Annotated in this window: 20 protein-coding genes and 1 riboswitch; of the genes, 13 read left to right on the forward strand and 7 right to left on the reverse strand. The window is 59.4% G+C overall.

All coding sequences use genetic code 11. The features are described from left to right. The first annotated feature begins 1 nt into the window (after nt 1). The 4 genes from VD17_RS26625 to VD17_RS26640 are packed head-to-tail and all read left to right on the forward strand — an operon-like array spanning nt 2 to nt 4,345. On the forward strand, nt 2-1,432 hold the full coding sequence (locus tag VD17_RS26625) for a PIG-L deacetylase family protein (RefSeq protein WP_046056438.1): 1,431 nt from the start codon (nt 2-4) through the stop codon (nt 1,430-1,432). Continuing rightward, on the forward strand, nt 1,429-2,385 hold the full coding sequence (locus VD17_RS26630; RefSeq protein WP_046056439.1) for a glycosyltransferase family protein: 957 nt from the start codon (nt 1,429-1,431) through the stop codon (nt 2,383-2,385). Before VD17_RS26625 ends, VD17_RS26630 begins: the two co-directional genes overlap by 4 nt. A gap of 39 nt (nt 2,386-2,424) precedes the next feature. Next, the gene (locus VD17_RS26635) at nt 2,425-3,192 is read left to right on the forward strand and encodes a glycosyltransferase family A protein (protein WP_046056440.1); all 768 of its coding nucleotides are present in this window, start codon (nt 2,425-2,427) and stop codon (nt 3,190-3,192) included. Nucleotides 3,193-3,196: 4 nt separating this feature from the next. Further along, the gene (locus tag VD17_RS26640) at nt 3,197-4,345 is read left to right on the forward strand and encodes a hypothetical protein (protein WP_080932078.1); all 1,149 of its coding nucleotides are present in this window, start codon (nt 3,197-3,199) and stop codon (nt 4,343-4,345) included. 42 nt (nt 4,346-4,387) lie between these two features. On the opposite strand, the gene VD17_RS26645 is transcribed toward VD17_RS26640, so the two are convergent. Next, entirely contained in the window at nt 4,388-5,029 is a 642-nt protein-coding gene (locus VD17_RS26645; protein ID WP_046056442.1) for a toluene tolerance protein, read from the reverse strand. A gap of 115 nt (nt 5,030-5,144) precedes the next feature. Between VD17_RS26645 and msbA the strand changes: the two genes are divergently transcribed. Both msbA and hldE read left to right on the forward strand, forming a co-directional pair. Next, entirely contained in the window at nt 5,145-6,944 is a 1,800-nt protein-coding gene (gene msbA / locus VD17_RS26650) for a lipid A export permease/ATP-binding protein MsbA (protein ID WP_046056443.1), read from the forward strand. A gap of 246 nt (nt 6,945-7,190) precedes the next feature. Further along, nucleotides 7,191-8,615 carry a bifunctional D-glycero-beta-D-manno-heptose-7-phosphate kinase/D-glycero-beta-D-manno-heptose 1-phosphate adenylyltransferase HldE gene (hldE, locus tag VD17_RS26655; protein ID WP_033055483.1) on the forward strand — a complete coding sequence of 475 codons (1,425 nt, stop codon included), beginning with the start codon at nt 7,191-7,193 and terminating at the stop codon, nt 8,613-8,615. A gap of 109 nt (nt 8,616-8,724) precedes the next feature. Here the strand turns inward: hldE and VD17_RS26660 are convergent, their stop codons facing one another. The 4 genes from VD17_RS26660 to VD17_RS26675 all read right to left on the reverse strand — a co-directional run bounded on the left by VD17_RS26660 (nt 8,725) and on the right by VD17_RS26675 (nt 12,243). After that, nucleotides 8,725-9,693 carry a hypothetical protein gene (locus VD17_RS26660; protein ID WP_046056444.1) on the reverse strand — a complete coding sequence of 323 codons (969 nt, stop codon included), beginning with the start codon at nt 9,691-9,693 and terminating at the stop codon, nt 8,725-8,727. 32 nt (nt 9,694-9,725) lie between these two features. Then, nucleotides 9,726-10,538, reverse strand: a complete 813-nt coding sequence (locus VD17_RS26665; RefSeq protein WP_046056445.1) for an aldo/keto reductase — start codon at nt 10,536-10,538, stop codon at nt 9,726-9,728. After that, complete coding sequence (locus tag VD17_RS26670) at nt 10,535-11,710, reverse strand: NAD(P)/FAD-dependent oxidoreductase (RefSeq protein ID WP_046056446.1); 1,176 nt, start codon at nt 11,708-11,710, stop codon at nt 10,535-10,537. The genes VD17_RS26665 and VD17_RS26670 overlap by 4 nt, the downstream gene beginning before the upstream one ends. A 200-nt stretch (nt 11,711-11,910) precedes the next feature. Further along, nucleotides 11,911-12,243: a DMT family transporter gene (locus tag VD17_RS26675; RefSeq protein WP_008027887.1), complete on the reverse strand. Its 333-nt coding sequence runs from the start codon at nt 12,241-12,243 to the stop codon at nt 11,911-11,913. 103 nt (nt 12,244-12,346) lie between these two features. Between VD17_RS26675 and VD17_RS26680 the strand changes: the two genes are divergently transcribed. After that, nucleotides 12,347-13,249, forward strand: coding sequence for a LysR family transcriptional regulator (locus VD17_RS26680; protein ID WP_046056447.1), 903 nt, complete (start codon nt 12,347-12,349; stop codon nt 13,247-13,249). An 11-nt stretch (nt 13,250-13,260) separates the two neighbouring features. Further along, nucleotides 13,261-14,538, forward strand: coding sequence for a lipid IV(A) 3-deoxy-D-manno-octulosonic acid transferase (gene waaA, locus VD17_RS26685; protein WP_046056448.1), 1,278 nt, complete (start codon nt 13,261-13,263; stop codon nt 14,536-14,538). 117 nt (nt 14,539-14,655) lie between these two features. Here waaA and VD17_RS26690 read toward each other — a convergent pair whose 3' ends face one another. Then, entirely contained in the window at nt 14,656-16,095 is a 1,440-nt protein-coding gene (locus VD17_RS26690) for a TolC family outer membrane protein (protein WP_046056449.1), read from the reverse strand. 191 nt (nt 16,096-16,286) lie between these two features. Next, nucleotides 16,287-16,392, forward strand: a riboswitch (TPP riboswitch). A 163-nt stretch (nt 16,393-16,555) separates the two neighbouring features. Between VD17_RS26690 and thiC the strand changes: the two genes are divergently transcribed. Further along, the gene (gene thiC, locus VD17_RS26695) at nt 16,556-18,445 is read left to right on the forward strand and encodes a phosphomethylpyrimidine synthase ThiC (RefSeq protein WP_046056450.1); all 1,890 of its coding nucleotides are present in this window, start codon (nt 16,556-16,558) and stop codon (nt 18,443-18,445) included. Nucleotides 18,446-18,596: 151 nt separating this feature from the next. Then, a complete protein-coding gene (cytX, locus tag VD17_RS26700; RefSeq protein ID WP_046056451.1) occupies nt 18,597-19,889 on the forward strand; it encodes a putative hydroxymethylpyrimidine transporter CytX in 1,293 nt (430 codons plus the stop codon). On the opposite strand, the gene VD17_RS26705 is transcribed toward cytX, so the two are convergent. Next, complete coding sequence (locus VD17_RS26705) at nt 19,858-20,604, reverse strand: RsiV family protein (RefSeq protein WP_046056452.1); 747 nt, start codon at nt 20,602-20,604, stop codon at nt 19,858-19,860. The genes cytX and VD17_RS26705 overlap by 32 nt on opposite strands. 228 nt (nt 20,605-20,832) lie before the next feature. Between VD17_RS26705 and VD17_RS26710 the strand changes: the two genes are divergently transcribed. From VD17_RS26710 to cpdA, 3 genes are all read left to right on the forward strand, one after another. Further along, the gene (locus tag VD17_RS26710) at nt 20,833-21,450 is read left to right on the forward strand and encodes an NUDIX domain-containing protein (RefSeq protein WP_046056453.1); all 618 of its coding nucleotides are present in this window, start codon (nt 20,833-20,835) and stop codon (nt 21,448-21,450) included. Beyond that, nucleotides 21,441-21,893 (forward strand): DUF1249 domain-containing protein, encoded by a 453-nt coding sequence (locus VD17_RS26715; protein WP_008153350.1) that lies wholly within the window; start codon nt 21,441-21,443, stop codon nt 21,891-21,893. Before VD17_RS26710 ends, VD17_RS26715 begins: the two co-directional genes overlap by 10 nt. A 256-nt stretch (nt 21,894-22,149) precedes the next feature. Beyond that, nucleotides 22,150-22,965 carry a 3',5'-cyclic-AMP phosphodiesterase gene (cpdA, locus tag VD17_RS26725; RefSeq protein ID WP_046056455.1) on the forward strand — a complete coding sequence of 272 codons (816 nt, stop codon included), beginning with the start codon at nt 22,150-22,152 and terminating at the stop codon, nt 22,963-22,965. The last annotated feature ends 197 nt before the right edge of the window (nt 22,966-23,162 follow it).

Genomic DNA, 23,162 nt, shown 5'->3' on the forward strand with positions numbered 1-23,162 from the left:
CATGAACCGCAAACAGCAATTGCTCAAGCGCCATCGGCGCAACAAACGCATTGGTCTGCTCGTCGCGCTGGTGCTATTGATTGCCATGGGCGTGCTGGTGACCTGGTGGCTGCCGCTGGTGCTCGCGGTTCTGGGCTGGATTGCCCACGAGGCCTGGTTCGCCGACCACCTGTTTTATTCGCCCAAAGACGATTACCAATACAGCTTTCCACCGTACACCCAGCAGCCCAAGGTTCACCTTGACGGTGAGCGTTTGCGCCTGGACGACGGTGTCATGCTGGTCGACGACGCCACTCTGGTTTTGGCGCTGCGGATAAAAAGCACCTGGCTGGGGCGCTTCATCGATCCCGTGGTCGAGTTGTCGGGGGGGGATAACCCGGACCGACAAACCTTCGAGCGTGGTGTGAACGGCCTGCGTTACCTCAACCTCAGTGGTCAGGCGCAGGTTCTGTCACAAGGTGAGTTACGCCTGCGTGGGCGTTTCTGCCGACTGCTGGGTGAGCCGGTGCTCAGGGCGTTCGAGCATCCGGATTACAGTCGTCAACGGGTGATGGTGATCGCGCCCCACGCCGACGATGCCGAGTTGGCTGCATTCGGTTTGTACAGCAGCGCCAGTCAAAGCTGGATCGTGACCTTGACCGCCGGTGAAATCGAGGCAGAGCACTATCAGCAAATGGGGCTCAATGGCGTCGAAGCGTCCCGGTTGAAAGGCTCGCTTCGTGCCTGGGATAGCATCAGCGTGCCGCTGTGGGGCGGCGTACCTCAGGAACGCTGCATTCAGTTGGGGTATTTCTGCCTGCAATTGTCCGCCATGCAAAGCGCGCCGGCCGAGGCCGTGGTGTCCCGTGAGGCACAGCTTGGCGATACCCGATATTTTCGACGGTTCAATCCGTTTGCCCTGGGCAGTGACGTCGATGGCATACCGTCCTGGAACAATCTGCTGGCCGACCTGAGTGAGTTGATCGAGCGTATCCAGCCTCAGGTCATCGTTTTGCCACATCCGCGTTTCGACCCGCACCCAGACCATCTATGCTCACAGCAAGCGGTGATGCAGGCACTGAGCGGTACAGCCTGGCAGCCCGAAACCTTGTTGCATTACGCTAATCATCTACACGACAACGATCGCTGGCCAATGGGTGATGCCAGCACCGGCGTGACACTGCCGCCACAGATCAATAATCACGAACCGTTGCGGCCCTGGGCGCTTTGTCTGTCGACCGAAAAGCAGTGGCACAAGGCTATGTCGTTGGGCATGATGCACGACCTTCAGCCCCGACTTCCCCTCAAGCGTCTACTTCGCCGGGCGATCCAGCGTTGTCTGGCGGCCCGACACTGGCCGGCTTTCGGCGAAAACGAGTTCTTCCGTAAAGCGGTGCGACGCCACGAATTATTTTGGGTCCAAGAGCTGTCTGGAAAGAGAGAGACCAATTGAAAGTTCTGTTTCTGGTGCAGAAAGAGCAGCGAGCGATCCTCGATCGACTGTATGACGGTATCGCCGAGCACTGCGACTGCGACAAGCGCGAGCTGACCAGCGCGGAGCAGGACGACTTGCGTGGATACTTTCGCAAGCACGTCGATGTGACCCGTTACGACCGGATTGTTTTTTTCCTGCGCTTCAAAAAAGAAATCAGACAGGTGAGGTTCATCCAGACCCTGCCCAATCTGGTTATTCTGGAACACGATGCGTACCAGAATTACATCCCGTGCAAGTACACCGGCAAGTTCAGTGCGCATTACCGCAAGCTACCCTGGGCGCGGGTGATCAGCTCGGGTTTCATGGTCAGCCAGCGCTTGCGTGAGGAAGGGTTTGACGCGCATTTCGTGCCCAAGGGCTACGATCAGGCGCTGTTGCAAAACTGCCAGCGTGAACGGGATATCGAGCTGGGTTTTGTCGGCAGTCTCAACAGCGTGGCGTATGCCGGACGCAAGGCCATGCTCGAGTCCGTGGCCGAAGTGGAGAACCTGCTGATCACCCGCACCAAGTCGGGTGAGGAATACTGCGAGACGTTGAGCCGGATCCGTTACTTCGTGAGTGCCGACGTCGGCATGGGCGAATACATGATCAAGAATTTCGAGGCCATGGCCTGTGGTTGTGTGCTGTTTGCTTACGATCAAGGGGAAGCAGAGAATCGCGCGCTAGGATTCGTCGATATGCACAACATCGTGCTCTATCGAACCCGCGACGAACTCAGGGAAAAACTGGCGGTGTTGCGCGAGTCCCCACAGCTGACCGAGACCATTTCATTGGCCGGACAGGCTTTGGTAGAACAGCGTTACACGTTCCGGGCTGTAGGGCATGCGATTGTCGACGCCCTGCGTGCGCCGCTACGCGATCATGTCCCGCTGGGCTGGAAAGAAAGATTACGCTTGTCGCTGGGGCTGTGAAGCCGGGTGATTAAACAACCAATGGTGCGGTGCAAATAAATGCTGTTCAGCGAGACTAGCGACATTTCGGTAGTAATCACTAGTTGCGGTCGCTTCGATCTGTTGAAGCGTACCCTCGAGACGTTTGACCGGTACAACACGGCTCCCATCCGTAAAGTGTTCATTACAGAGGACTCCGGCGACAGCGCCGTAGAGGCCTGTATTCCAGAGCACTGGAGGGCGCATACCCAGTTCTTCATCAACAAGCCACGCCTGGGCCAGTTGCGATCCATCGACGCCGCTTACGCTCAGGTGCAGACATCGTGGATTTTCCACTGTGAAGACGACTGGGATTTCTACCGCGAAGGGTTCATCGAAGAGTCCCAATGCCTGCTGGAGGAAGATCCGCAGGCATTGCAAGTGTGGCTGCGCAGCTTCAATCATGACCTGATGGTTCACAGTCCTTACGTGTTCCTGAGTGAGCGTAAAGTCAGCCATGGCATTCCTTTCTACGTGCTGGGCTCGCAAAAAGCCGAGTGGCAAGGTTTTTCCTTTAATCCAGGGCTGCGCCGTCGTGCGGATTACTTGTTGCATGCACCATTTTCCGGATTTTCCGGGGAAAAAGACTTGTCGCGTCTGTATGCTGGCGAAAATCGCTATGCGTTGATTCTGGAAAACGACGCGGTATTGCACACCGGTTTCGGTGAGCATGTGGTGGTTCCGAAGGAGCGGGAGAACAAATTACGACGTAAACGTCTCGATCGGCTGAAGCTGATCGCAGCTCTTATCTTGGGTCTGGCAATAGGTTGGGTGGTCCATGGAATTTAGCGGCATGAAGCCAGGAAAGAACACCATGGCGTATTTCGGAACGGTGCTCTGTCTGTTTCTTTTGAGTTTTGTGGTGGGCTGGTCGTCGAAGTGGACCAATAACCTGTTCTACGCCCTGATGGCATTGCCGGGCCTGGTCTTCCTGATCAAGGAGCGCGGTGCGGGCTTGCTCAAGGAGCCGCTGGCGTGGGGCTGGCTGGCGTTCATTCTATGGTTTCTGGTGCCTGCGACGATTGCAGGGCAGATGCAGTTCTACAAACACGTCTTCTATGTACTGATGTTCGTCATGGTGGCCGGCGCCCTTACCGATCCGCAGTTCTTCCGCAGCGCGGCGTTTATTCGCGCTCAGTTCTGGATCCTGACGTTGTACATTTTCAGCAGCGCGCTCTACGGTTGGGCAACCGGTGAATTCGCCATCGGCGGCCGGGTGGCGATACTTCCGGCACGCTTGGAGAACGTCATCTACGCCAGCATTTGGCTGTTCTGTGCGTTGGCGTTGGCGCTGCCAATCTGGCTCAGGGAACGAAAGTATATCGAAGGTGGCCTGGCCATCGTTTTGTCGGTGTTCGCGGTAGCCTTCGTCCTGCAGACGCGTACTGCGTTTGTGGGGGCCGTGTTCCTGTTTGGCATCTGGTTGCTTTACGGCATTTACCTCAAGCCGCGGCTGGTTGGCACTGCGGTGGCGATTGGCGCGGTCGTTTTAGGCCTGCTGTTCCTGATGGTGCACAACGAAGCCTGGTTCCAGTCCCTCTGGACTCGAGGCGATTCGTACCGTATCGAAATCTTTCATATCATGGTCGGCGAGTGGCGCCAGTGCGGCTGGGCCCTGGGCTGCGGCATCAACTTTCACACCGCCCAGGTGCTCGATGGCTGGATGCCGATTCAGCATCCGCACAACATTTTCGTAGCACTGGGGCTGTACAGCGGCGGGGTCGCGTTGGCGTTGTTCGTAGCGTTGATGGCCGCAAGCCTTTGGCAGGCCTGGCGCCTGCGCGACGCGTGGGGGATGTACCTGGCGTGTGCGCTGGTGATGCTGAATTTCGATGGCAGTTTGCTGATCGGTAACCCTGATGAGTTGTGGCCGCTGGTGCTGTTGCCCGCCGCGATGATCCTCTCTCGCGTGCTGAAGGCGCGACAACCCGCGCTGGCGTAATGCATGGCCTTCGCCTCCTCCCCGGAGGCGAAGGCAGTCAGATCATTTTTGCAGGGCGACGCTCAACTCTTCCGGGGAGCAGATGCTCTGGGTCTGGCCATAATGGTGCATGAAAACTTCGCCGCGACCGTCGAGCAGCCATTGCCGATCTTGCGGGTAACGCACCATATGCTTGAAGTTGCGCAGCCGCAGAGTCTTGCGCAACGGACGGCGATACACCCGCATGTCGGCGATGTCGATCAGGCCCAACTGATGTTCGGGTGTGAGCACGATGTTGCCCAGGTGCGCCGAGCGAAAGTAAATCCCCCGCTCATGCAAGGTGGCCATGAAGACCCCTAATTGACCGCGCAACGGATCGGCATCGCCCTGGATGTCCAGCAGCTGACGCAGGGTCTGGCCTGGCAGTGGATCGTAGTGCACGGCATCGCGCTCGATACTCGCAATACGGTAAACCTGACGAATCGACGGACAGGGGATGTGCCGTTCACGCAACGCATCGCAGTTGTCGGCAAAGCGTTTGGCGTACGGGTACCACGCGGCCGACGTCAGCAGGCGTTTGCGGCGAAACAGTTTGAGTATTGAACCGTCCGTCAACCGCAGAACCTTGTCCCCCGAACCATCCGCTTCAAGGACTTGTGCTCCCTCGCGCAGGGCGAGATATCGGGTGTGATCAAGCGCTTGCATCAATACTCCGGGTTGGGCGCCGTGAGGCATGGATAGCCGGCCATGTTACCGCAGCTCAGCGACTAAAATGGCCTGTGTTACACTCGCGGGCTCTTTTCTCATACAACGGGTTCTCATGACCAGCCCTGATTCGCCTGCGCCGTCGAGCTTGAAGATTTACCTGCGCCTGCTGTCGTATGTGCGCCCGTACTGGGGCATGTTTGCCATCAGTATCGTCGGCTTTGTGATTTTTGCCTCGACGCAGCCCATGCTCGCAGGGATTCTCAAATATTTCGTCGATGGCCTGAGCAACCCCGAAGCGGTGCTCTTCCCGACTGTTCCCTATTTGCAAGACTTGCAGTTGCTGATGGCGGTGCCGCTGCTGATCATCCTGATCGCTGCCTGGCAAGGCCTGGGGTCTTTCCTGGGTAACTATTACCTGGCCAAAGTCTCCCTTGGGCTGGTCCACGACTTGCGTGTCGAGCTGTTCAACAAGTTGCTGGTATTGCCCAACCGTTATTTCGACACCCATAACTCCGGGCACCTGATTTCGCGCATCACCTTCAACGTGACCATGGTCACCGGTGCTGCCACGGACGCCATCAAAGTGGTCATTCGTGAAGGCCTGACTGTGGTGTTCCTGTTTGCTTACCTGTTGTGGATGAACTGGAAACTGACCCTGGTGATGCTGGCGATCCTGCCCATCATCGCGATCATGGTGAGCAGCACCAGCAAAAAATTCCGCAAGCAGAGCAAGAAGATCCAGGTGGCGATGGGCGACGTGACTCACGTGGCCTCCGAAACCATCCAGGGCTATCGCGTGGTGCGCAGCTTCGGCGGCGAGAGCTATGAAGAGCGTCGTTTCGCCGAAGCCAGCCAGGGCAACACCGACAAACAACTGCGCATGACCAAGACCGGTGCGGTCTACACGCCCATGCTGCAATTGGTGATCTATACCGCCATGGCGGTGCTGATGTTCCTGGTGCTGTTCCTGCGCGGCGATGCCACCGCCGGTGACCTGGTGGCCTACATCACCGCGGCGGGTCTGTTGCCCAAGCCGATTCGGCAGTTGTCGGAAGTCAGCTCGACAATCCAGAAAGGCGTGGCCGGTGCCGAGAGCATTTTCGAGCAACTGGACGTCGAGCCAGAGATTGACCAGGGCACCGTCGAGCGCGATCGCGTCAGCGGTCACCTGGAAGTGCGCAACCTGAGCTTCACCTATCCAGGGACCGAGCGTGAAGTGCTGAAGAACATCAGCTTCACGGCGGCACCGGGGCAAATGATCGCCCTGGTCGGTCGCTCGGGTAGCGGCAAGTCGACCCTGGCCAGCCTGATTCCGCGTTTCTATCACCACGAAACCGGCGAAATCATGCTCGATGACGTGGAAATCGAAGACTATCGTCTGCGCAATCTGCGTCGGCACGTGGCGCAGGTGACGCAGCATGTGACCTTGTTCAACGACACCATCGCCAACAACATCGCCTACGGTGACCTGGCCGGCGCACCACGTGCCGACATTGAAAAGGCCGCGACGGATGCTTACGCGATGGACTTCATCTCGGAGATGCCGCAAGGCCTGGACACCCAGGTCGGCGAAAACGGCGTGTTGCTGTCCGGTGGCCAGCGTCAGCGCCTGGCGATTGCCCGGGCCTTGTTGAAGAATGCACCGTTGCTGATTCTCGACGAGGCAACGTCGGCACTCGATACCGAGTCCGAGCGGCACATTCAGGCGGCACTGGATCAGGTCATGAAAGGTCGCACCACGCTGGTGATTGCTCACCGGTTGTCGACCATCGAGAAAGCCGACCTGATCCTGGTCATGGACCATGGTGAAATCGTCGAGCGCGGCACCCACGCTCAATTGCTCGCGCAAAATGGCTACTACTCGCGCCTGCATGCGATGGGCCTCGATGCCCCGGTAGGCGACATCGCCTGACCCCACAAAAGGGGTGAGCCTGGCTCACCTCTTTTGCACACCCTGCGTGCAATGCGCTCGGTGATGGGTATCCAGACTTTACCCTTCTTGGCCAAGCCTGAATAAATCTGCGCACCGCGGTCGGATTTTCTGATCAATAAATGAGCAGAAAGCCCCGCCGAATCATCCCGTTGCAGCCGTCACACAAGCCCACGCCAACCCTGTGTTAATATCGCGCCCCTGTTCATTTTGTATGTGGGTTGCTCCATGAAGTTGTCCATGCCGCGATTCGATCAAGCCCCTGTCTTGGTGGTCGGCGATGTCATGCTCGACCGTTACTGGCATGGTGGTACCTCACGGATTTCCCCTGAGGCGCCAGTACCGGTAGTCAAGGTCGAGCAAATCGAGGACCGCCCGGGCGGTGCCGCCAACGTTGCGTTGAACATTGCCGCCCTCGGTGCACCGGCCTCGCTGGTCGGCGTGACCGGCGACGATGAAGCCGCCGACAGCCTGGCCAATAGCCTCAAGGGCGCTGGCGTGCGGGCGTTGTTCCAGCGCATCGCGCACCAGCCGACCATCGTCAAGCTGCGGGTCATGAGCCGTCACCAGCAACTGTTGCGTATCGACTTCGAAGAACCTTTCGCCACCGACGCGTTGGCGTTGGGCGAGCAAGTCGACGAATTGCTCGAAGGCATCAAGGTGCTGGTGCTGTCCGATTACGGCAAAGGCGCGCTGAAAAACCATCAGGTGCTGATCCAGGCGGCACGTGCCCGTGGCATTCCGGTGCTGGCCGATCCCAAGGGCAAGGATTTCTCGATCTACCGTGGTGCGAGCCTGATCACCCCGAACCTCAGCGAATTCGAAACCATCGTCGGCGGTTGCGCCGATGAGCACGAGCTGGTGAGCAAAGGCGCGCAGCTGATGCACGACCTCGATCTCGGCGCGTTGCTGGTGACCCGCGGCGAACACGGCATGACCTTGCTGCGTCCGGATCATCCGGCGCTGCACCTGCCAGCCCGTGCCCGTGAAGTGTTCGATGTGACCGGTGCCGGCGACACGGTGATTTCCACCCTGGCGGCCGCCATTGCCGCTGGCGAAGAACTGCCTCACGCGGTGGCGTTGGCCAACCTGGCGGCGGGTATCGTGGTCGGTAAACTGGGTACGGCAGCCATCAGCGCACCGGAACTGCGTCGCGCCATCCAGCGTGAAGAAGGTTCCGAACGCGGTGTACTCGGCCTTGAGCAGCTGTTGCTGGCGGTCGATGATGCGCGTGCGCATAAAGAGAAGATCGTCTTCACCAACGGCTGCTTCGACATCTTGCACGCCGGCCACGTGACCTACCTCGAACAGGCGCGGGCCCAGGGCGATCGCTTGATCGTTGCGGTCAACGACGATGCGTCGGTCAGCCGCCTGAAAGGGCCGGGTCGTCCGATCAACAGCGTCGACCGTCGCATGGCCGTACTGGCAGGTCTGGGCGCCGTGGATTGGGTGATCAGCTTCGCTGAAGGCACCCCGGAAAACCTGCTGCGCGAGGTCAAGCCGGATGTGCTGGTCAAGGGCGGGGACTACGGAATCGAGCAGGTCGTCGGTGCGGACATCGTGACCGCTTACGGCGGAACGGTGAAAGTGCTGGGGCTGGTGGAAAACAGCTCGACTACCGCGATTGTCGAGAAAATCCGCAAGTCCGAGTGATGCCAGAAAAGATCGCAGCCTCGTTTCACTCGACAGCTCCTACATTGAAATGCGATTCCCTGTAGGAGCTGTCGAGTGAAACGAGGCTGCGATCTTTTGATTTTTGCTTTTAGGAGCTGACTTTTTTACGCGGTACGATTCTCTTCAGCAATTGCTTCGCCTTCCCACGCAACCGCGCTAAACCGGAGTCCTTCCCCGGCGGGCTCAACCCCTGTTGCCGCACCCAATCCTTCCAGCGAATCCGCTCATCCCTCACCAGCCAGCCTTCCTGCCGGGCAAAACTCTCTGCCAGGTACAACCCGCGCGTACTCGCCGGGTACAGCTGATCTTTTTTCAAGGTATAGAGCTCGGCCATCGGCTGGCCGTCCTGCAGTGGCATCAGATACAAATCGGGACGTTTGCGATCGAGGCGGGCCACCAGTTGATCGCCTTCCAGTCGTTCGTCGACATGAAACAGGCTCAGGGATTTGGCTTCCTTGGGCACGTCCAGGCGCAAGTCATAGATCAATTGCAGCGAGGCCGTCGGCAAATGCACGTAAGCCCGTGGGCGTTCGATCAACTGCATCTTGGCACAACGCACCGGCCGCGCCGAACCGGACAACGGCGTCAGGCGAAACGGCAGGGCTTCGCGATAATGCAGCGCGGACGAGTAGGGCGCCGGCAGCCAGGTGTCGTTGAAGCGCCCGCCGAGCCAGCCTTCCGGGGTCTCCAGCAGGCACTCTTCGGCAATTTCCTGAATCGCGGTGTGCAGCGGCAGGTTCAGCTCATGGGCGGGCACGTAACCGGAGATCAGCTTGAGCACCACGTCGCCACGGTCTTGCCGACGCTGGCGCACCAACACCCAGTAATCGCGGTTCTGCCAATGCAGGGTCAGGCGCACCGAAACCCCGAGGTTGGCCAGCTCAAGCGAAAACCGCTGAGTGTCGGCTACCGTCACCGGGCGGCGACGTTGCAGCGTCTGGGAGAAATTGAGCGGCATCCCGACGCTTTGATAGCTCAGGCCTTCGGGAGTCGCTTCGACAAATAACGGCAGGGTCTTGAAGTTGCTCGGGTTCTTTCTTATGAGCGTACGCGGCATGTCGGCTCCTGCTTAAGGCCGCGTGGGCGGCATCAGTTTCTACGTAGGACCTGGGCAACGGTCGCGACGTTATGGGCGAGGTGCAGCGGATTAATGGTCCCGACAATAGCACTGGCAACACCCGGATGTTCAAACAACAACTCGAAGCTGGCGCGCACCGGGTCGACGCCCGGGCTCAGGCAAACATGACCGCTGGCGAGGGCTTTTTTGACCAGAATGGCTTTGCCGTGAGCAGCAGCATAGTCAATGACCGGCTTCTCGTTCTGTTCGTTCAGATTGTAGGTGACCATCGCGCAATCACCTTGTTCCAGAGCCTTCAAACCACCTTCGACGGTTTTTCCGGAAAAACCGAAGCCGCGAATCTTGCCTTCACTCTTTAACGCCGCGAGGGTCGCATAGACTTCGCTGTCGTTGAGGATCGCCAGGTCGTTGCCGTCGGAGTGCACCAGCACCAGATCGATGAAGTCCGTTTCCAGTCGTTGCAGACTACGTTCCACCGACAGCCGGGTATGAGCGGCGCTGAAGTCATGATGGGACTGACCGTCGGCAAACTCTTCGCCGACCTTGCTGACGATCACCCAATCCTGACGCTGACCCCGCAGCAACGGACCGAGGCGTTCTTCGCTGCGGCCATAGGCCGGGGCAGTGTCGATCAGGTTGATACCCAAGTCGCGCGCGAGTTTGAGCAGCATGCGCGCTTCGTCGTCATCGGGAATCTGGAAACCGTTGGGGTACTTCACGCCTTGGTCGCGGCCGAGTTTTACCGTGCCCAGGCCCAGTGGCGAAACCAGCAGGCCGGTGCTACCCAGCGGGCGATGCAGATCGTGCAAGGTCGGTTGGCTCATGGCAGCAATTGCTCCCAGGCAGGGACGCCCATCGGCGGTTTTGGCAGGTCGGGCAGTGGGGCAGAATTACTCGGCTGGATGCCGTCGCGCTGCAAGGACGCGATGACGCGATCAGCAAAGTCCGGAGCCAGTGCCAGTTTGGTTGGCCAACCGACCAGCAGCCGGCCCTCTTCGGCAAGGAATGCATTATCAGGACGGGTCAGTCCCGATTGCAGTGGCTCGGCGCGATCCACTCGAAGAGTGGCCCATTGCGCTGTGCTCAGGTCTATCCATGGCAGCAACTGGCCAAGTTCTTTCTGCGCGGTGGCGATTTGCTCGGAGGGTTCGCGGGCGACACCTTCGGCTTCAGCGATATCGCCGCCCAGATACCAGACCCACTGACCATCGGCGGCCGGATGGGTGGTCACGGTAATGCGCGGCTTGGTGCCGCCGCCCAGGCAGTGGGCATACAGTGGTTTGAGGCCCGGGCCTTTGGCGATGATCATGTGCAGCGGCCGGCGTTGCATGGCGGGCTGGCTCAGCCCCAGCGCTTCGAGCAGCGCTGCCGTACCGGCACCGGCGCTCAAGACGATGCGCTGGGCGCGGATTTCGCGCTCGTCGACTTTGAGGCCGACCAGAACGCCACCTTCCAGCAACGGTTCGATGTTCTGACCGGCGAGCAAACCATCACCCGCCAGATCGGCCAGGCGCTGGATCAGGCTCGGCACGTCAATCACCAGTTCCGCCAGGCGATAGACCTTGCCCTTGAAGCGCTTGTCTTGCAGGGCGGGTGGCAGTTGCTCGCCCTTGACCTGATCGACACGGCCGCGCACGGCCTTGCTGGCGAAGAAACTGGTGAGGTTGCCGGCGATCGTGCCGGGGGACCAGAGGTAATGGGCTTCGGACAGCAGGCGCACGCCGGTCAGGTCCAGTTCGCCGTCACCGGCCAGGGCTTCACGCCAGCGCCGAGGCATGTCGGCGATGGCTTCCGAGGCACCGGTCAAGGCGCCATGCAATGCGTACTTGGCGCCGCCATGGATGATGCCTTGGGATTTCACGCTTTGCCCGCCACCGAGGCTGGCGCTTTCCACCAGCACGGTCGAAAAACCCTGGCGGCGCAGGCGCGCATTCAGCCAGAGGCCGGCGACACCAGCGCCGACAATCAGAACGTCGGTGGAAATAACGGATGGCATGCAGCGACCTCAGTGTTCAAGACGAGGGCGCAGTATACAGACTCGACGAAGAGGGGATTTGTTGGTGATCAACAGGGCAAATGCAAATCCCTGTGGGAGCGAGCTTGCTCGCGATAGCGGTGAGTCAGTCAACATTGATGCTGAATCCAATACCGTCATCGCGAGCAAGCCCGCTCCCACAATGGATCGTATTCCAGGTCTTAGTGCCCGGCGGTTTTGGAAAATAGTTGGATCACTACGACGCCCAGTACGATAAGCGCCATCCCCAGCATCGCTGGCACATCCAGCTTCTGCCCGTAGATAAACAGTGCCGCGACGCTGACCATCACGATCCCCATGCCGGCCCACACGGCGTAAGCCACGCCCACCGGAACGCTGCGCACCACCAGCGTGAGCATCCAGAAGGCGATGCCATAACCGACAATAACCAGAATCAGCGGCAGCGGGGTGCTGAAGCCTTTGACCGCTTTCATCGAAACGGTGGCGATCACTTCGGCGCAGATGGCAATGGCCAGGTAGTAGTAAGCGGTCATGGGTGCATCCTCGTGTGAAGTGTTGCTTTCTGAGGTCGGCATTCTAGAGATTCTCCAGATGCGGTAAAGTCATTACCTATCTGTTATGAAGATGGGTTTAGCCATGAACACGCAATGGAATCTGGAGCAGCTGCGGCTGTTTGTCAGCGTAGCGGAGCAGCGCTCGTTTTCGGCGGTGGCGCGGGATCAGCGCAAGGCGCAGTCGGCGGTCAGCAGTTCGATTGCGCTGCTGGAAGAGGACCTGGGTGTCAGCCTGTTCGACCGCAGCAGCGGCCGCCAGCCGAAACTCACCGAGGCCGGCAATGCCTTGCTGGAAGAGGCGCGGGAAGTGCTGCGCCAGTGCGAACGCCTGAACGGTCGGGCGCTGGCCATGATGCGCGGCCAGGAGGCTCGTTTGCGTGTGGCCCAGGATGAGGCGATGCCTTATCAGCCGATCATCGAAAGCTTCGAAGCGCTGGCCGAAAAATTTCCCAGCCTTGAAGTGCAACTGACCAGCGCGGCCCAAGGCGATGTGGCGCGCAAACTGGTGGAGCGGCGTGCCGATTTGGGCTTGCTGTTCTATCACGATCAGATTCCCGAGGCCCTTGAGCGGCGGGTGGTGGGCAGCGTTGAAATGGTGACGGTGTGCGGTGTTGGGCATCCATTGGCCAAGCAGAAGCAGATTGATTGCCAGCAAATGGCGCAGCATCGGCAATTGCTGATGTCCACGCAGTCCAGCGTCTACCCCGGCAGCGAGCCGGCCAGCCCGCAAGTCTGGCGGGCCGACAGTTTCTACGTGATGGCTGAATGGCTGGTGCGCGGGCTCGGCTGGGCCTGGCTGCCGCGCCACGTGGTGCAGTACCCGGCGTATCAGGACCTGATGGTCGAACTGGTCAGCGAATGGACCCCACCAGCGCTGGTGGTTGAGCTGGTCTGGCGCCGCGATGAGCCTCTGGGTCCGGCAGCTCGTTGGTTGGCCGAACGTTTTGCCGTGCACTTGCAGACGATCGGTGAAAAAAGCCGATAAACTCCGCCGCCATGAATAGAACTCTCTACACCGCGCTGTTTTACCTGGGGCTGCCACTGGTAGCGATTCGGCTGTGGCTGCGTTCGCGCAAGGCGCCGGCGTACGCCAAGCGCATTGGCGAACGTTTCTCCCTCGGGTTACCGGCGATGAAAACGGGCGGCATCTGGGTGCACGCGGTGTCGGTGGGCGAAAGCATTGCCGCGGCGCCGATGATTCGCGCCTTGCTGCAACGTTATCCACAGTTGCCCATTACCGTGACCTGCATGACCCCGACCGGTTCGGAGCGCATCCAGGCGCTGTTCGCCAATGAGCCGCGTATCCAGCACTGCTATTTGCCTTACGACTTGCCTTGCGCAGCGAAGCGATTCCTTGATCGGGTCCAGCCGAAACTGGCGGTGATCATGGAGACCGAACTGTGGCCCAACCACATTCACCAATGTGCGAAGCGCGGCATTCCGGTGGCGTTGGCCAATGCGCGACTGTCCGAGCGTTCGGCCAGGGGCTATGGCCGCTTCAGGAAACTGACCCAGCCGATGCTCGCCGAGATGAGCCTGTTCGCGGTGCAGACCGAGGCAGAGGCCCAGCGCTTCCGCGATTTGGGTGCGCGTTCGCAAACCGTGGAAGTGACCGGCTCGATCAAGTTTGATCTGACCATCGACCCGGCACTGCTTCAGCGTGCCGCCGAGTTGCGTGCGCAATGGCAGGCGCAGGAGCGTCCGGTGTGGATCGCCGCGAGCACACACGACGGTGAAGACGAAGTGGTGCTGGCGGCCCATCGTCAGTTGCTGGCCAATCATCCCGATGCGTTGCTGATTCTGGTACCGCGCCATCCAGAGCGATTTAACCCGGTGTTTGAATTGTGTCGGCAGCAGGGCTTCGCCACGGTCCGTCGTTCCACTGGCGAACCTGTCACCGCGGGTACATCGGTGCTGCTGGGCGACACTATGGGTGAGTTGCTGTTTCTGTATGCCTTGGCTGATAGCGCTTTTGTTGGCGGCAGTCTGGTGCCGAACGGCGGGCATAACCTGCTGGAACCGGCGGCTCTGGCCAAACCGGTGTTGAGTGGTCCGCACCTGTTTAACTTCCTCGAAATCGCCGCGCAACTGCGCAGTGCCGGGGCGTTGCAGGAAGTGGAGGATGCCGAAGGTCTGTCGCTGGCGGTGCAGCGTCTGTTCGAGTTGCCGCGCGATGCGCAGCGGATGGCGGAGGCGGGGTTGAAAGTGATGCGCACCAATCAGGGCGCGTTGCAGCGGTTGCTGGATGGGTTGGGGCGGTTGATCGAGCGTTAGGCCACGTGGCTTGAAATAAAAAGATCGCAGCCTCGTTTCACTCGACAGCTCCTACAGGGGATTTGTATTCATCCTGTAGGAGCTGTCGAGTAAAACGAGGCTGCGATCTTCTGCTTTTTATTGCGTTGGTTTTGACTTCAACTGCTCGGCCGCAGCCTTGGCCAGATCCGGCGGCAGGAAGTCTTTATCCGGGTTGTAATCGGCCTTGAGATAACGCGCCAGGTCCTGCAAATCCCCCGGGTTCAAGGTGCCCGCAGCCTGCTTCAAGCGCAGGTTGTCGAGGATGTAGTCGTAGCGGGTGTTGTTGTAGTCGCGCACCGAGGTGTACAGCTGACGCTGCGCATCCAGCACGTCGACGATGTTTCGCGTGCCCACCTGATAACCGATTTCGGTGGCTTCCACCGCGCTCTGGTTGGAGATGATCGACTGTTTGCGCGCCTGCACTTGCTCGACATCGGTGTTCACCGCACGGTGCAGGTTGCGGGTGCTTTCGACGATTTGCCGACGCAGGGATTCACGTTGCTGCTCGGACTGGTCCAGCTGTGCATATGACTGGCGCACCTGGGAGTTGATCAGACCGCCACTGTAGATCGGGATGTTTAGTTGCAGGCCCACCGTCGTCTGATCCACGTTGCCCTTATAAGGCTGGCCTAAGAAGTTGGGGTTGCTGAAGCCGAGAGCATCGTTATCACCTTTCTCGTACTTCGCCACGGCATCCAGGGTCGGCGCGTGGCCTGCCTTACGCTGCTTTAGGGTTTCTTCAGCGGCGCTGACGGCGTAGTTGCTTGCCAGCAAATTCAGGTTCTGTCTGGCAGCGGTATCGACCCAGGCCTTGGCATCATTAGGTGATGGCGGCAGGATCGGCAGGGTGTGGACGATGCCCTGAATCGAGTTGTACTGACGGTTGGTCAGGGTGATCAACGCTTCAAACGCATCATCCACCTGACGCTGAGCGACGATCCGGTTGGCTCGTGCGGTGTCGTAACTGGCTTGCGATTGCAGCACGTCGGTCTTGTCCGACAGGCCGACATCAAAGCGCTCGTTGGATTGATCGAGCTGGCGTTTGAATGCAGCTTCTTCGGCCTTGGTCGAGGCCAGGTTGTCCTGGGTGCGCAATACGTTGAAGTAGCTTTCGGCGGTCTGCAGAATCAGGTTTTGCTGGGTCGCCGAGAGTTGCAACGCAGCCTGTTCATTCACGTCCTTGGCGGCCTGAAACTGGAACCAGCGATCGGCTCGAAACAGCGGTTGCGCCAGCGTTGCCTGATACGAATGAGCATTGCGGCTGAAGGTGGACGAGGGCTGATCGATCGACGTGCGCACGTTGGCCATTTCGGCACCGCCAGAGAGGTTCGGCAGCAGCCCGGCGCGGGCCTGGGGTACGACTTCTTTCTGGGCGCCATATTGAGCGATGGCTGCAGCGAGGTCGGCGTTGTTGTCCACCGCTTCCTGGTAGACGCTGACCAGATCCGTCTTGGTCGATAAGGGCGCTTCTGCTGCCCAGGCCATTCCGTAGGACGCACAAGACACGGCAACGGCCAGTGAAAGTTTGCGCAGCATGAGGCGATCCCTAAAAAATTACGCTGATAATTTGAGCGCCAAAGGTACGGCGCAGCCCGCACAGCGTCAAGGCGGGGAATGGGGTGCGAGTGTAGTTGGGCATCCGCATGGCAACAATCCTGTAATTACGCCATTCATCATGGTGTTTACCGCGGTGTTGGCGTTCTTTGCCAGTTGTGTCTAGACTGGCCGGGTTCTTGTCGGGGTGCCTTGCTATGAGGCTGAGATCGAATAATTTCGGATCCCGTTGAACCTGATCAGGTTAGCGCCTGCGTAGGGAACAAGATTTCTCGTCACCCGGCGAGTCCTCTTGTGCTTCGTCCGGGATGTTGTTCGACAATCGAACACCCCTCGAGCACTGAGCACAGCACAGCTGGTTTTCCCAGCGCCCGTGCGTCCATTCGATTACAGGTTCGCTCCGACAAAAATCCACTGCCTGGATGTGTCTGGAGAGCCCGTGATGACGATAAAACTAAAAAACACTACGAACCTGAGTGATTCGGCCCAAGTCGATCAGCAATCGGTTCAGCCGTTTACCCGCTCGCAAAAAATCTATGTTCAGGGCTCTCGCCCGGACATCCTCGTGCCGATGCGCGAAATCAGCCTTGATGTGACCCCGACCGATTTCGGCGGTGAGATCAACGCGCCTGTCGTTGTGTACGACACCTCGGGCCCGTACACCGACCCCAACGTCATCATCGACGTGCGCAAAGGCTTGGCCGATGTGCGTTCGCCGTGGATCGAATCCCGTGGTGACACCGAGCGTCTGCCGGGTCTGAGTTCCAACTTCGGCCAGGAACGCCTCGCCGATGCGGAGCTGACCAAGCTGCGTTTCGCCCACGTGAACAACCCGCGCCGCGCCAAGGCCGGGGCCAACGTCAGCCAGATGCACTACGCCCGCAAAGGCATCATCACCGCCGAGATGGAATACGTCGCCATCCGCGAAAACATGAAGCTCGAAGTGGCCCGTGCCGCCGGCCTGCTGGACCAGCAACACGCCGGTCACAGCTTCGGCGCCAGCGTGCCGAAAATCATCACCCCTGAATTCGTCCGTGAAGAAATCGCCCGTGGTCGCGCGATCATTCCGGCCAACATCAACCACACCGAACTGGAACCGATGATCATCGGCCGTAACTTCCTGGTGAAGATCAACGGCAACATCGGCAACAGCGCCTTGGGTTCGTCCATCGAAGAAGAAGTGGCGAAACTGACCTGGGGCATTCGCTGGGGTTCGGACACGGTCATGGACCTGTCCACCGGCAAACACATTCACGAAACCCGCGAGTGGATCATCCGCAACTCGCCGGTGCCGATCGGTACAGTGCCGATTTACCAGGCCCTGGAAAAAGTCGGCGGCGCTGCCGAAGACCTGACCTGGGAGCTGTTCCGCGACACGCTGATCGAGCAGGCAGAGCAGGGCGTCGACTACTTCACCATCCACGCCGGCGTGCTGCTGCGCTACGTGCCGCTGACTGCCAAACGCGTCACCGGTATCGTTTCCCGTGGCGGTTCGATCATGGCCAAGTGGTGCCTGGCGCACCACAAAGAGAACTTCCTCTACACCCATTTCGAAGACATCTGCGAAATCATGAAGGCCTACGACGTCAGCTTCTCGCTGGGCGATGGCCTGCGTCCGGGCTCGATTGCCGACGCCAACGACGCTGCACAATTCGGTGAGCTGGAAACCCTCGGTGAGCTGACCAAGATCGCGTGGAAACACGACGTGCAGTGCATGATCGAAGGCCCGGGCCACGTGCCGATGCAGTTGATCAAAGAGAACATGGACAAGCAGCTTGAGTGCTGCGACGAGGCGCCGTTCTACACCCTCGGCCCGCTGACCACCGACATCGCACCAGGCTACGACCACATCACCTCGGGTATTGGTGCGGCGATGATCGGCTGGTTCGGTTGCGCCATGCTCTGCTACGTGACGCCGAAAGAGCACTTGGGCCTGCCGAACAAGGATGACGTGAAGACCGGGATCATTACCTACAAGATCGCCGCGCATGCCGCCGATCTGGCAAAAGGGCATCCGGGGGCGCAGATCCGCGACAATGCCTTGAGCAAGGCGCGTTTCGAATTCCGTTGGGAAGACCAGTTCAACCTGGGCCTTGATCCGGACACGGCTCGTTCGTATCACGATGAGACCCTGCCGAAGGATTCGGCCAAGGTCGCGCACTTCTGCTCCATGTGCGGACCGAAATTCTGTTCGATGAAGATCACCCAGGAAGTCCGCGAATACGCGGCCAACCAGCGCATCGAAACCGTCGACGCCGAAGTCGCCCAGGGATTGGCGGACCAGGCGGAGCGGTTCAAACAGGAAGGCAGTCAGCTGTACAAGAAGGTTTGATCTGCCCCTAAAAGGCGGGGCCTGAAAGGGCCTCATCGCGAGCAAGCTCGCTCCCACAGGGGATGTGTGTACGACACAAATCCAATGTGGGAGCGAGCTTGCTCGCGATGGCGATCAAAAGAACAACAAATGTCCCTCTGAGATAACCCCCTTGAGCATTCAACCCAGCACGTATTCCCCTGATATCGCGGTGCCCAAAGACAAACGTGTCTTCGGCGGCCGCGATCTGTTTTCCCTGTGGTTCTCCCTCGGCATCGGCCTGATGGTCCTGCAGACCGGTGCATTGCTCGCGCCAGGTCTGGGCCTGTCCGGCTCGCTGCTGGCCATCTTCCTCGGCACGCTGGTCGGGGTTTTATTGCTGGCCGCCGTCGGCGTGATCGGCAGCGACACCGGCCTGTCATCGATGACTGCGCTCAAGCTCAGCCTTGGTGCAAAAGGCGCGAGCCTGCCGGCTGTGCTGAACCTGCTGCAACTGATCGGTTGGGGCTCGTTCGAAATCATCGTCATGCGCGACGCCGCCAGCCTGCTCGGCGCGCGGGCGTTCAGCGAAGGCAGTCTGCTGTCGAATCCGCTGCTCTGGACCGTGTTCTTTGGTGGCTTGGCAACCTTGCTGGCCGTCAGTGGTCCGTTGACATTCGTCCGTCAGATCCTGCGCAAGTGGGGCATCTGGTTGCTGCTGGCCGCGTGCATCTGGCTGACCTGGAACCTGTTCGCCAAGGCTGATCTGCCGACGTTGTGGGCGCAGGCCGGTGACGGTTCGATGTCGTTCGCCGTGGGCTTCGACATTGCCATCGCCATGCCGCTGTCCTGGCTGCCACTGATTGCCGACTACTCGCGTTTCGGCAAGCGTGCGAAAAACGTGTTCGGCGGCACGGCGCTGGGTTTCTTTATCGGTAACTTCTGGCTGATGAGCCTGGGCGTGGCCTACACCCTGGCGTTCGCGCCGAGCGGTGAAGTGAATGCCTTGCTGTTGGCATTGGCTGGCGCGGGTCTGGGGATTCCGCTGCTGCTGATCCTGTTGGATGAGTCGGAAAACGCTTTTGCCGATATTCACTCGGCAGCGGTTTCGAGCGGGATTCTGTTGCGCTTGAAAGTCGAGCACCTGGCCTTGGCCATCGGCGTGATCTGCACACTGATCGCGTGCCTGGCGCCATTGGCCCAGTATCAGAACTTCCTGCTGTTGATCGGTTCGGTGTTTGCGCCGCTGTTCGGCGTGGTGCTGGTGGATCACTTCATTCTGCGCAAGCGCAGTGCTCGCGTGGCGTCAGCCGCATTGCGCTGGCCGGCGTTGCTCGCCTGGTTGGGCGGCGTGAGCACCTATCATTTGCTGGCTAATCTTTATCCGGACATCGGCGCAACCCTGCCGTCACTGATTCTGGCAGGGCTGCTGCAACTCGTGCTGGGTCGGGCCTTCAGTTACGGCCAGGAAACAGCTCGGGTTTGATAATACCGTTCAGGCGTGGGTAAGGGATCTTCAGTTCGACGTGACCCAGCGCGTAAGGCGCGATGGTGCTCACTTCGTACTTGAGGATCACCCCGCCGTACGTCAGGGCCACGTTCTGGGTTTTCTGGAACGGCCACTGCTTCACGAACTCCGGTTCCTGATCGAGCTTGGTGCTGATCAGCCAGCTGTTGTGCGCCACTTGCGCCGCTTTCCAGAACGCTTCTTCCTGACCCGGCACCAACATGTCCGACAAGGTCAGCACTTTGTGTTGCTGGCGTGAATAGTTGATGAAGCTGCGGCCTGGTGTGCCATGGGCGCCGCCGGTGTCCAGGTAGCTGGAGAATTCAACGATCACCAAGCCGTCATGCTGCTCACGTACCTTGGCTTGCAGATAGCTGCTGTAGCGCGGGCCGGCACTGTTCAAAAACTGCTCGCGATACGCTGCCAGCGTCGACGCCACCGGGGCGTCGGGCGAGGTGCGGGTCATTTGCAGCAGGCGTTTTTCGACGATGCCGTCCAGCTGCGGTTCGGCCGGGAAGCGCAGCGTATCGATGTTCACCAGCGGGCAGTCAGGTGTTGTGCAACCCGGTTTCAGCTGTTCGGATGCATCGCGGGTGGTTTCCAGCGGCGTCCGGTAGTTGGGTTGGAACAAACTCTGGCAGGCGCCCAGGGTCAGGGCGATTACAGCCACGGAGGCGATTTTAAAAAGCGACATGGGCGTCCTTCATAAAACAGGGAAAGGCAAAAAGTTATCCGCTTCGACTCTCAACGAAGCAGTCAGTTCGCCACTAAGCTAATTAGAGTTGGTTTCGCCCTCACCGTCTATCCCGCTGACTGTAAAGGGGCTGCATCAAAGGTCGCGGGCGCGTTAGGATGGCGCGAAGTCGAGGTTGCAAGTAACAAAAAGGAGCCTCATAACGGATTTGCAGTAAAGAGGATAGTCATGACTGATTTTGCCAACGCCATTCCGACCGCCGTTGATATCGTTCGGCGCGAAAAGTGCTACACGGGCTTCTACAAGCTCGATCGTGTGCACTTGCGCCACGAATTGTTTGCCGGCGGCATGAGTCGCGAGATCAATCGTGAAGTGTTCGTTCGCCACGATGCAGTGTGCGTGCTGCCGTACGATCCGCAGCGTGACGAAGTGGTGTTGATCGAGCAGTTTCGCGTCGGTGCCATGGGCAAAACCGACAATCCATGGCTGATCGAACTGGTCGCCGGTCTGATCGACAAGGAAGAAGTGCCGGAAGAAGTTGCTCACCGCGAAGGGCAGGAGGAAGCTGGGCTTGTGTTCGGGGCGCTCTGGCCGATGACCAAATACTTTCCATCGCCGGGCGGCAGCAATGAATTTGTGCATTTGTACCTGGGGCGTTGCAACAGCACCGGCGTCGGCGGCCTGCATGGGCTGGAGGAAGAAGCAGAAGATATCCGCGTCACGGTCTGGGCGTTCGAAGATGCCCTACAGGCCGTACGCGACGGACGAATTGCCAACGCGGCCAGCATCATTGCCTTGCAATGGCTAGCTTTGAACCGCGCTGAAGTGAGGGGGTTATGGTCGTAAACAAACTGCGCGATCGCTATCGGGTTGACCTTGTGGGGCTGCAAGCCTCCTGCGAGGCCAACTACGCACGCCTGATGCGACTGTTGCCCGACATGCGCAACGAGCCGGAGGCGCGGCGCATTGCCGTGACCCACGGCGACCAGATGCTCGGCGTGCTGGCCCTCGAAGTGCTACAGGTCTGTCCGTACACCACAACCCTGCAAGTGCGCCAGGAACACAGCCTGCCGTGGCTACCGGTGCCGCAACTGGAAGTTCAGGTCTATCACGATGCGTGCATGGCCGAAGTCGTCAGCGCCGAACATGCGCGACGCTTTCGCGGCATCTATCCTTACCCGAATGCCTCAATGCATCAGCCGGACGAGAAGGCTCAACTGAATATGTTTCTGGGCGAATGGCTGAGCCATTGCCTGGCCTGCGGACATGAGTACGCCGTCGTTCGTTGAGCGCCCTATCTCCCAAATATGCTCATTTTTGGCGGTGTTCATTGTCGCCATGCTGCGTTGCCGCTCCTCCCCATAGCCAGCTATGAGTCGTCGCGGCGCCTTGCCTGACGACAATGACCACCGCCAAAAAAAGAGCATATTTGGGAGATAGGGCGCTAGCTGTGAACTGCGTCAGGTTCACAAGTTTCCCCTTTTGATCGTCCCCCAGCATAATTGCGGCACTCATCCATCCGTGATTCAGCCTTGGGAGAACGCCTTGCCGAGCGTATCCATTTTGACCACCGCCGATTCGGCGTTGCTGGTGCAACTTTCCGACAGTCATCTGTTTGCCGAGACGGACGGGACGTTGTTGGGCATGAATACGCGTGACAGCCTGCAAAAGGTCATCGAGTTGGTGCGGCTTCAGCAGCCACAGATCGATCTGATTATTGCCAGTGGCGATCTTTCTCAGGACGGGACGCTGGAGTCCTATCAGCAGTTTCGCGACTTGACGCGGCAGCTTGATGCGCCGGCGCGCTGGATTCCCGGTAATCATGATGAGCCGCGGATCATGGCTGAGGCTGCCGTGCAGAGTGCGTTGCTGGAGCCGGTGGTGGATGTCGGTAATTGGCGCGTCACGTTGCTGGATTCGGCCGTACCGGGGTCGGTGCCGGGGTTCTTGCAGGATGCGCAGTTGCAGTTGCTGGTGCGTTCGTTGAGTGAGGCGCCGGAGCGGCATCATCTGGTGTGTTTCCATCATCATCCGGTGTCCATTGGTTGTGCTTGGATGGAGCCGATTGGATTGCGCAATCCAGATGCGTTGTTTGCCGTGCTGGATCGGTTTCCGCAGGTGCGCGCTGTTTTGTGGGGGCATGTGCATCAGGAGATCGATCAGGTTCGCAAGGGGGTGCGGCTGATTGCGTCGCCTTCGACGTGTATTCAGTTCGAACCGGGCAGTGATGATTTCAAGGTCAGTGATCAGGCGCCGGGGTATCGATGGTTGCGGCTTTTGCCTGATGGTCGGCTGGAAACTGGCGTGGAGCGCGTTACGGGTTTCGACTTTGAGGTCGATTACGGCTCCGACGGTTACTGACGGTTGTGATCTTGGCGGCCTTTGGGCCGACCATGTTCTGGGTTGGTGGTGTACATATCCGTTTCTGCGGTAACGGCGACTTAGGGTTTCGCCCTTACGGCGACTCACTTTTTTTACAAGCGCCTAAAAAAAGTAAGCAAAAAAACGCTCGCCCCGAGCGTCCGGCCCCTCGCTTGGGCTCGGCGTTCCTTCGCTCC

Origin of the sequence: Pseudomonas fluorescens (genome assembly GCF_000968015.1) — a bacterium.
GTDB lineage: Bacteria > Pseudomonadota > Gammaproteobacteria > Pseudomonadales > Pseudomonadaceae > Aquipseudomonas > Aquipseudomonas fluorescens_W.

Bases quoted from the DNA above. Each gene is read 5' to 3' on its own strand.
- VD17_RS26635 (WP_046056440.1), top strand. From the start codon at position 2,425: ATGCTGTTCAGCGAGACTAGCGACATTTCGGTAGTAATCACTAGTTGC.
- thiC (WP_046056450.1), top strand. From the start codon at position 16,556: ATGACGATAAAACTAAAAAACACTACGAACCTGAGTGATTCGGCCCAA.
- msbA (WP_046056443.1), top strand. From the start codon at position 5,145: ATGACCAGCCCTGATTCGCCTGCGCCGTCGAGCTTGAAGATTTACCTG.
- waaA (WP_046056448.1), top strand. From the start codon at position 13,261: ATGAATAGAACTCTCTACACCGCGCTGTTTTACCTGGGGCTGCCACTG.
- VD17_RS26645 (WP_046056442.1), bottom strand. From the start codon at position 5,029: ATGCAAGCGCTTGATCACACCCGATATCTCGCCCTGCGCGAGGGAGCA.
- VD17_RS26670 (WP_046056446.1), bottom strand. From the start codon at position 11,710: ATGCCATCCGTTATTTCCACCGACGTTCTGATTGTCGGCGCTGGTGTC.
- VD17_RS26690 (WP_046056449.1), bottom strand. From the start codon at position 16,095: ATGCTGCGCAAACTTTCACTGGCCGTTGCCGTGTCTTGTGCGTCCTAC.
- VD17_RS26715 (WP_008153350.1), top strand. From the start codon at position 21,441: ATGGTCGTAAACAAACTGCGCGATCGCTATCGGGTTGACCTTGTGGGG.
- VD17_RS26680 (WP_046056447.1), top strand. From the start codon at position 12,347: ATGAACACGCAATGGAATCTGGAGCAGCTGCGGCTGTTTGTCAGCGTA.
- hldE (WP_033055483.1), top strand. From the start codon at position 7,191: ATGAAGTTGTCCATGCCGCGATTCGATCAAGCCCCTGTCTTGGTGGTC.
- VD17_RS26705 (WP_046056452.1), bottom strand. From the start codon at position 20,604: ATGTCGCTTTTTAAAATCGCCTCCGTGGCTGTAATCGCCCTGACCCTG.
- VD17_RS26660 (WP_046056444.1), bottom strand. From the start codon at position 9,693: ATGCCGCGTACGCTCATAAGAAAGAACCCGAGCAACTTCAAGACCCTG.
- VD17_RS26710 (WP_046056453.1), top strand. From the start codon at position 20,833: ATGACTGATTTTGCCAACGCCATTCCGACCGCCGTTGATATCGTTCGG.
- VD17_RS26665 (WP_046056445.1), bottom strand. From the start codon at position 10,538: ATGAGCCAACCGACCTTGCACGATCTGCATCGCCCGCTGGGTAGCACC.
- VD17_RS26640 (WP_080932078.1), top strand. From the start codon at position 3,197: ATGAAGCCAGGAAAGAACACCATGGCGTATTTCGGAACGGTGCTCTGT.
- VD17_RS26675 (WP_008027887.1), bottom strand. From the start codon at position 12,243: ATGACCGCTTACTACTACCTGGCCATTGCCATCTGCGCCGAAGTGATC.
- VD17_RS26625 (WP_046056438.1), top strand. From the start codon at position 2: ATGAACCGCAAACAGCAATTGCTCAAGCGCCATCGGCGCAACAAACGC.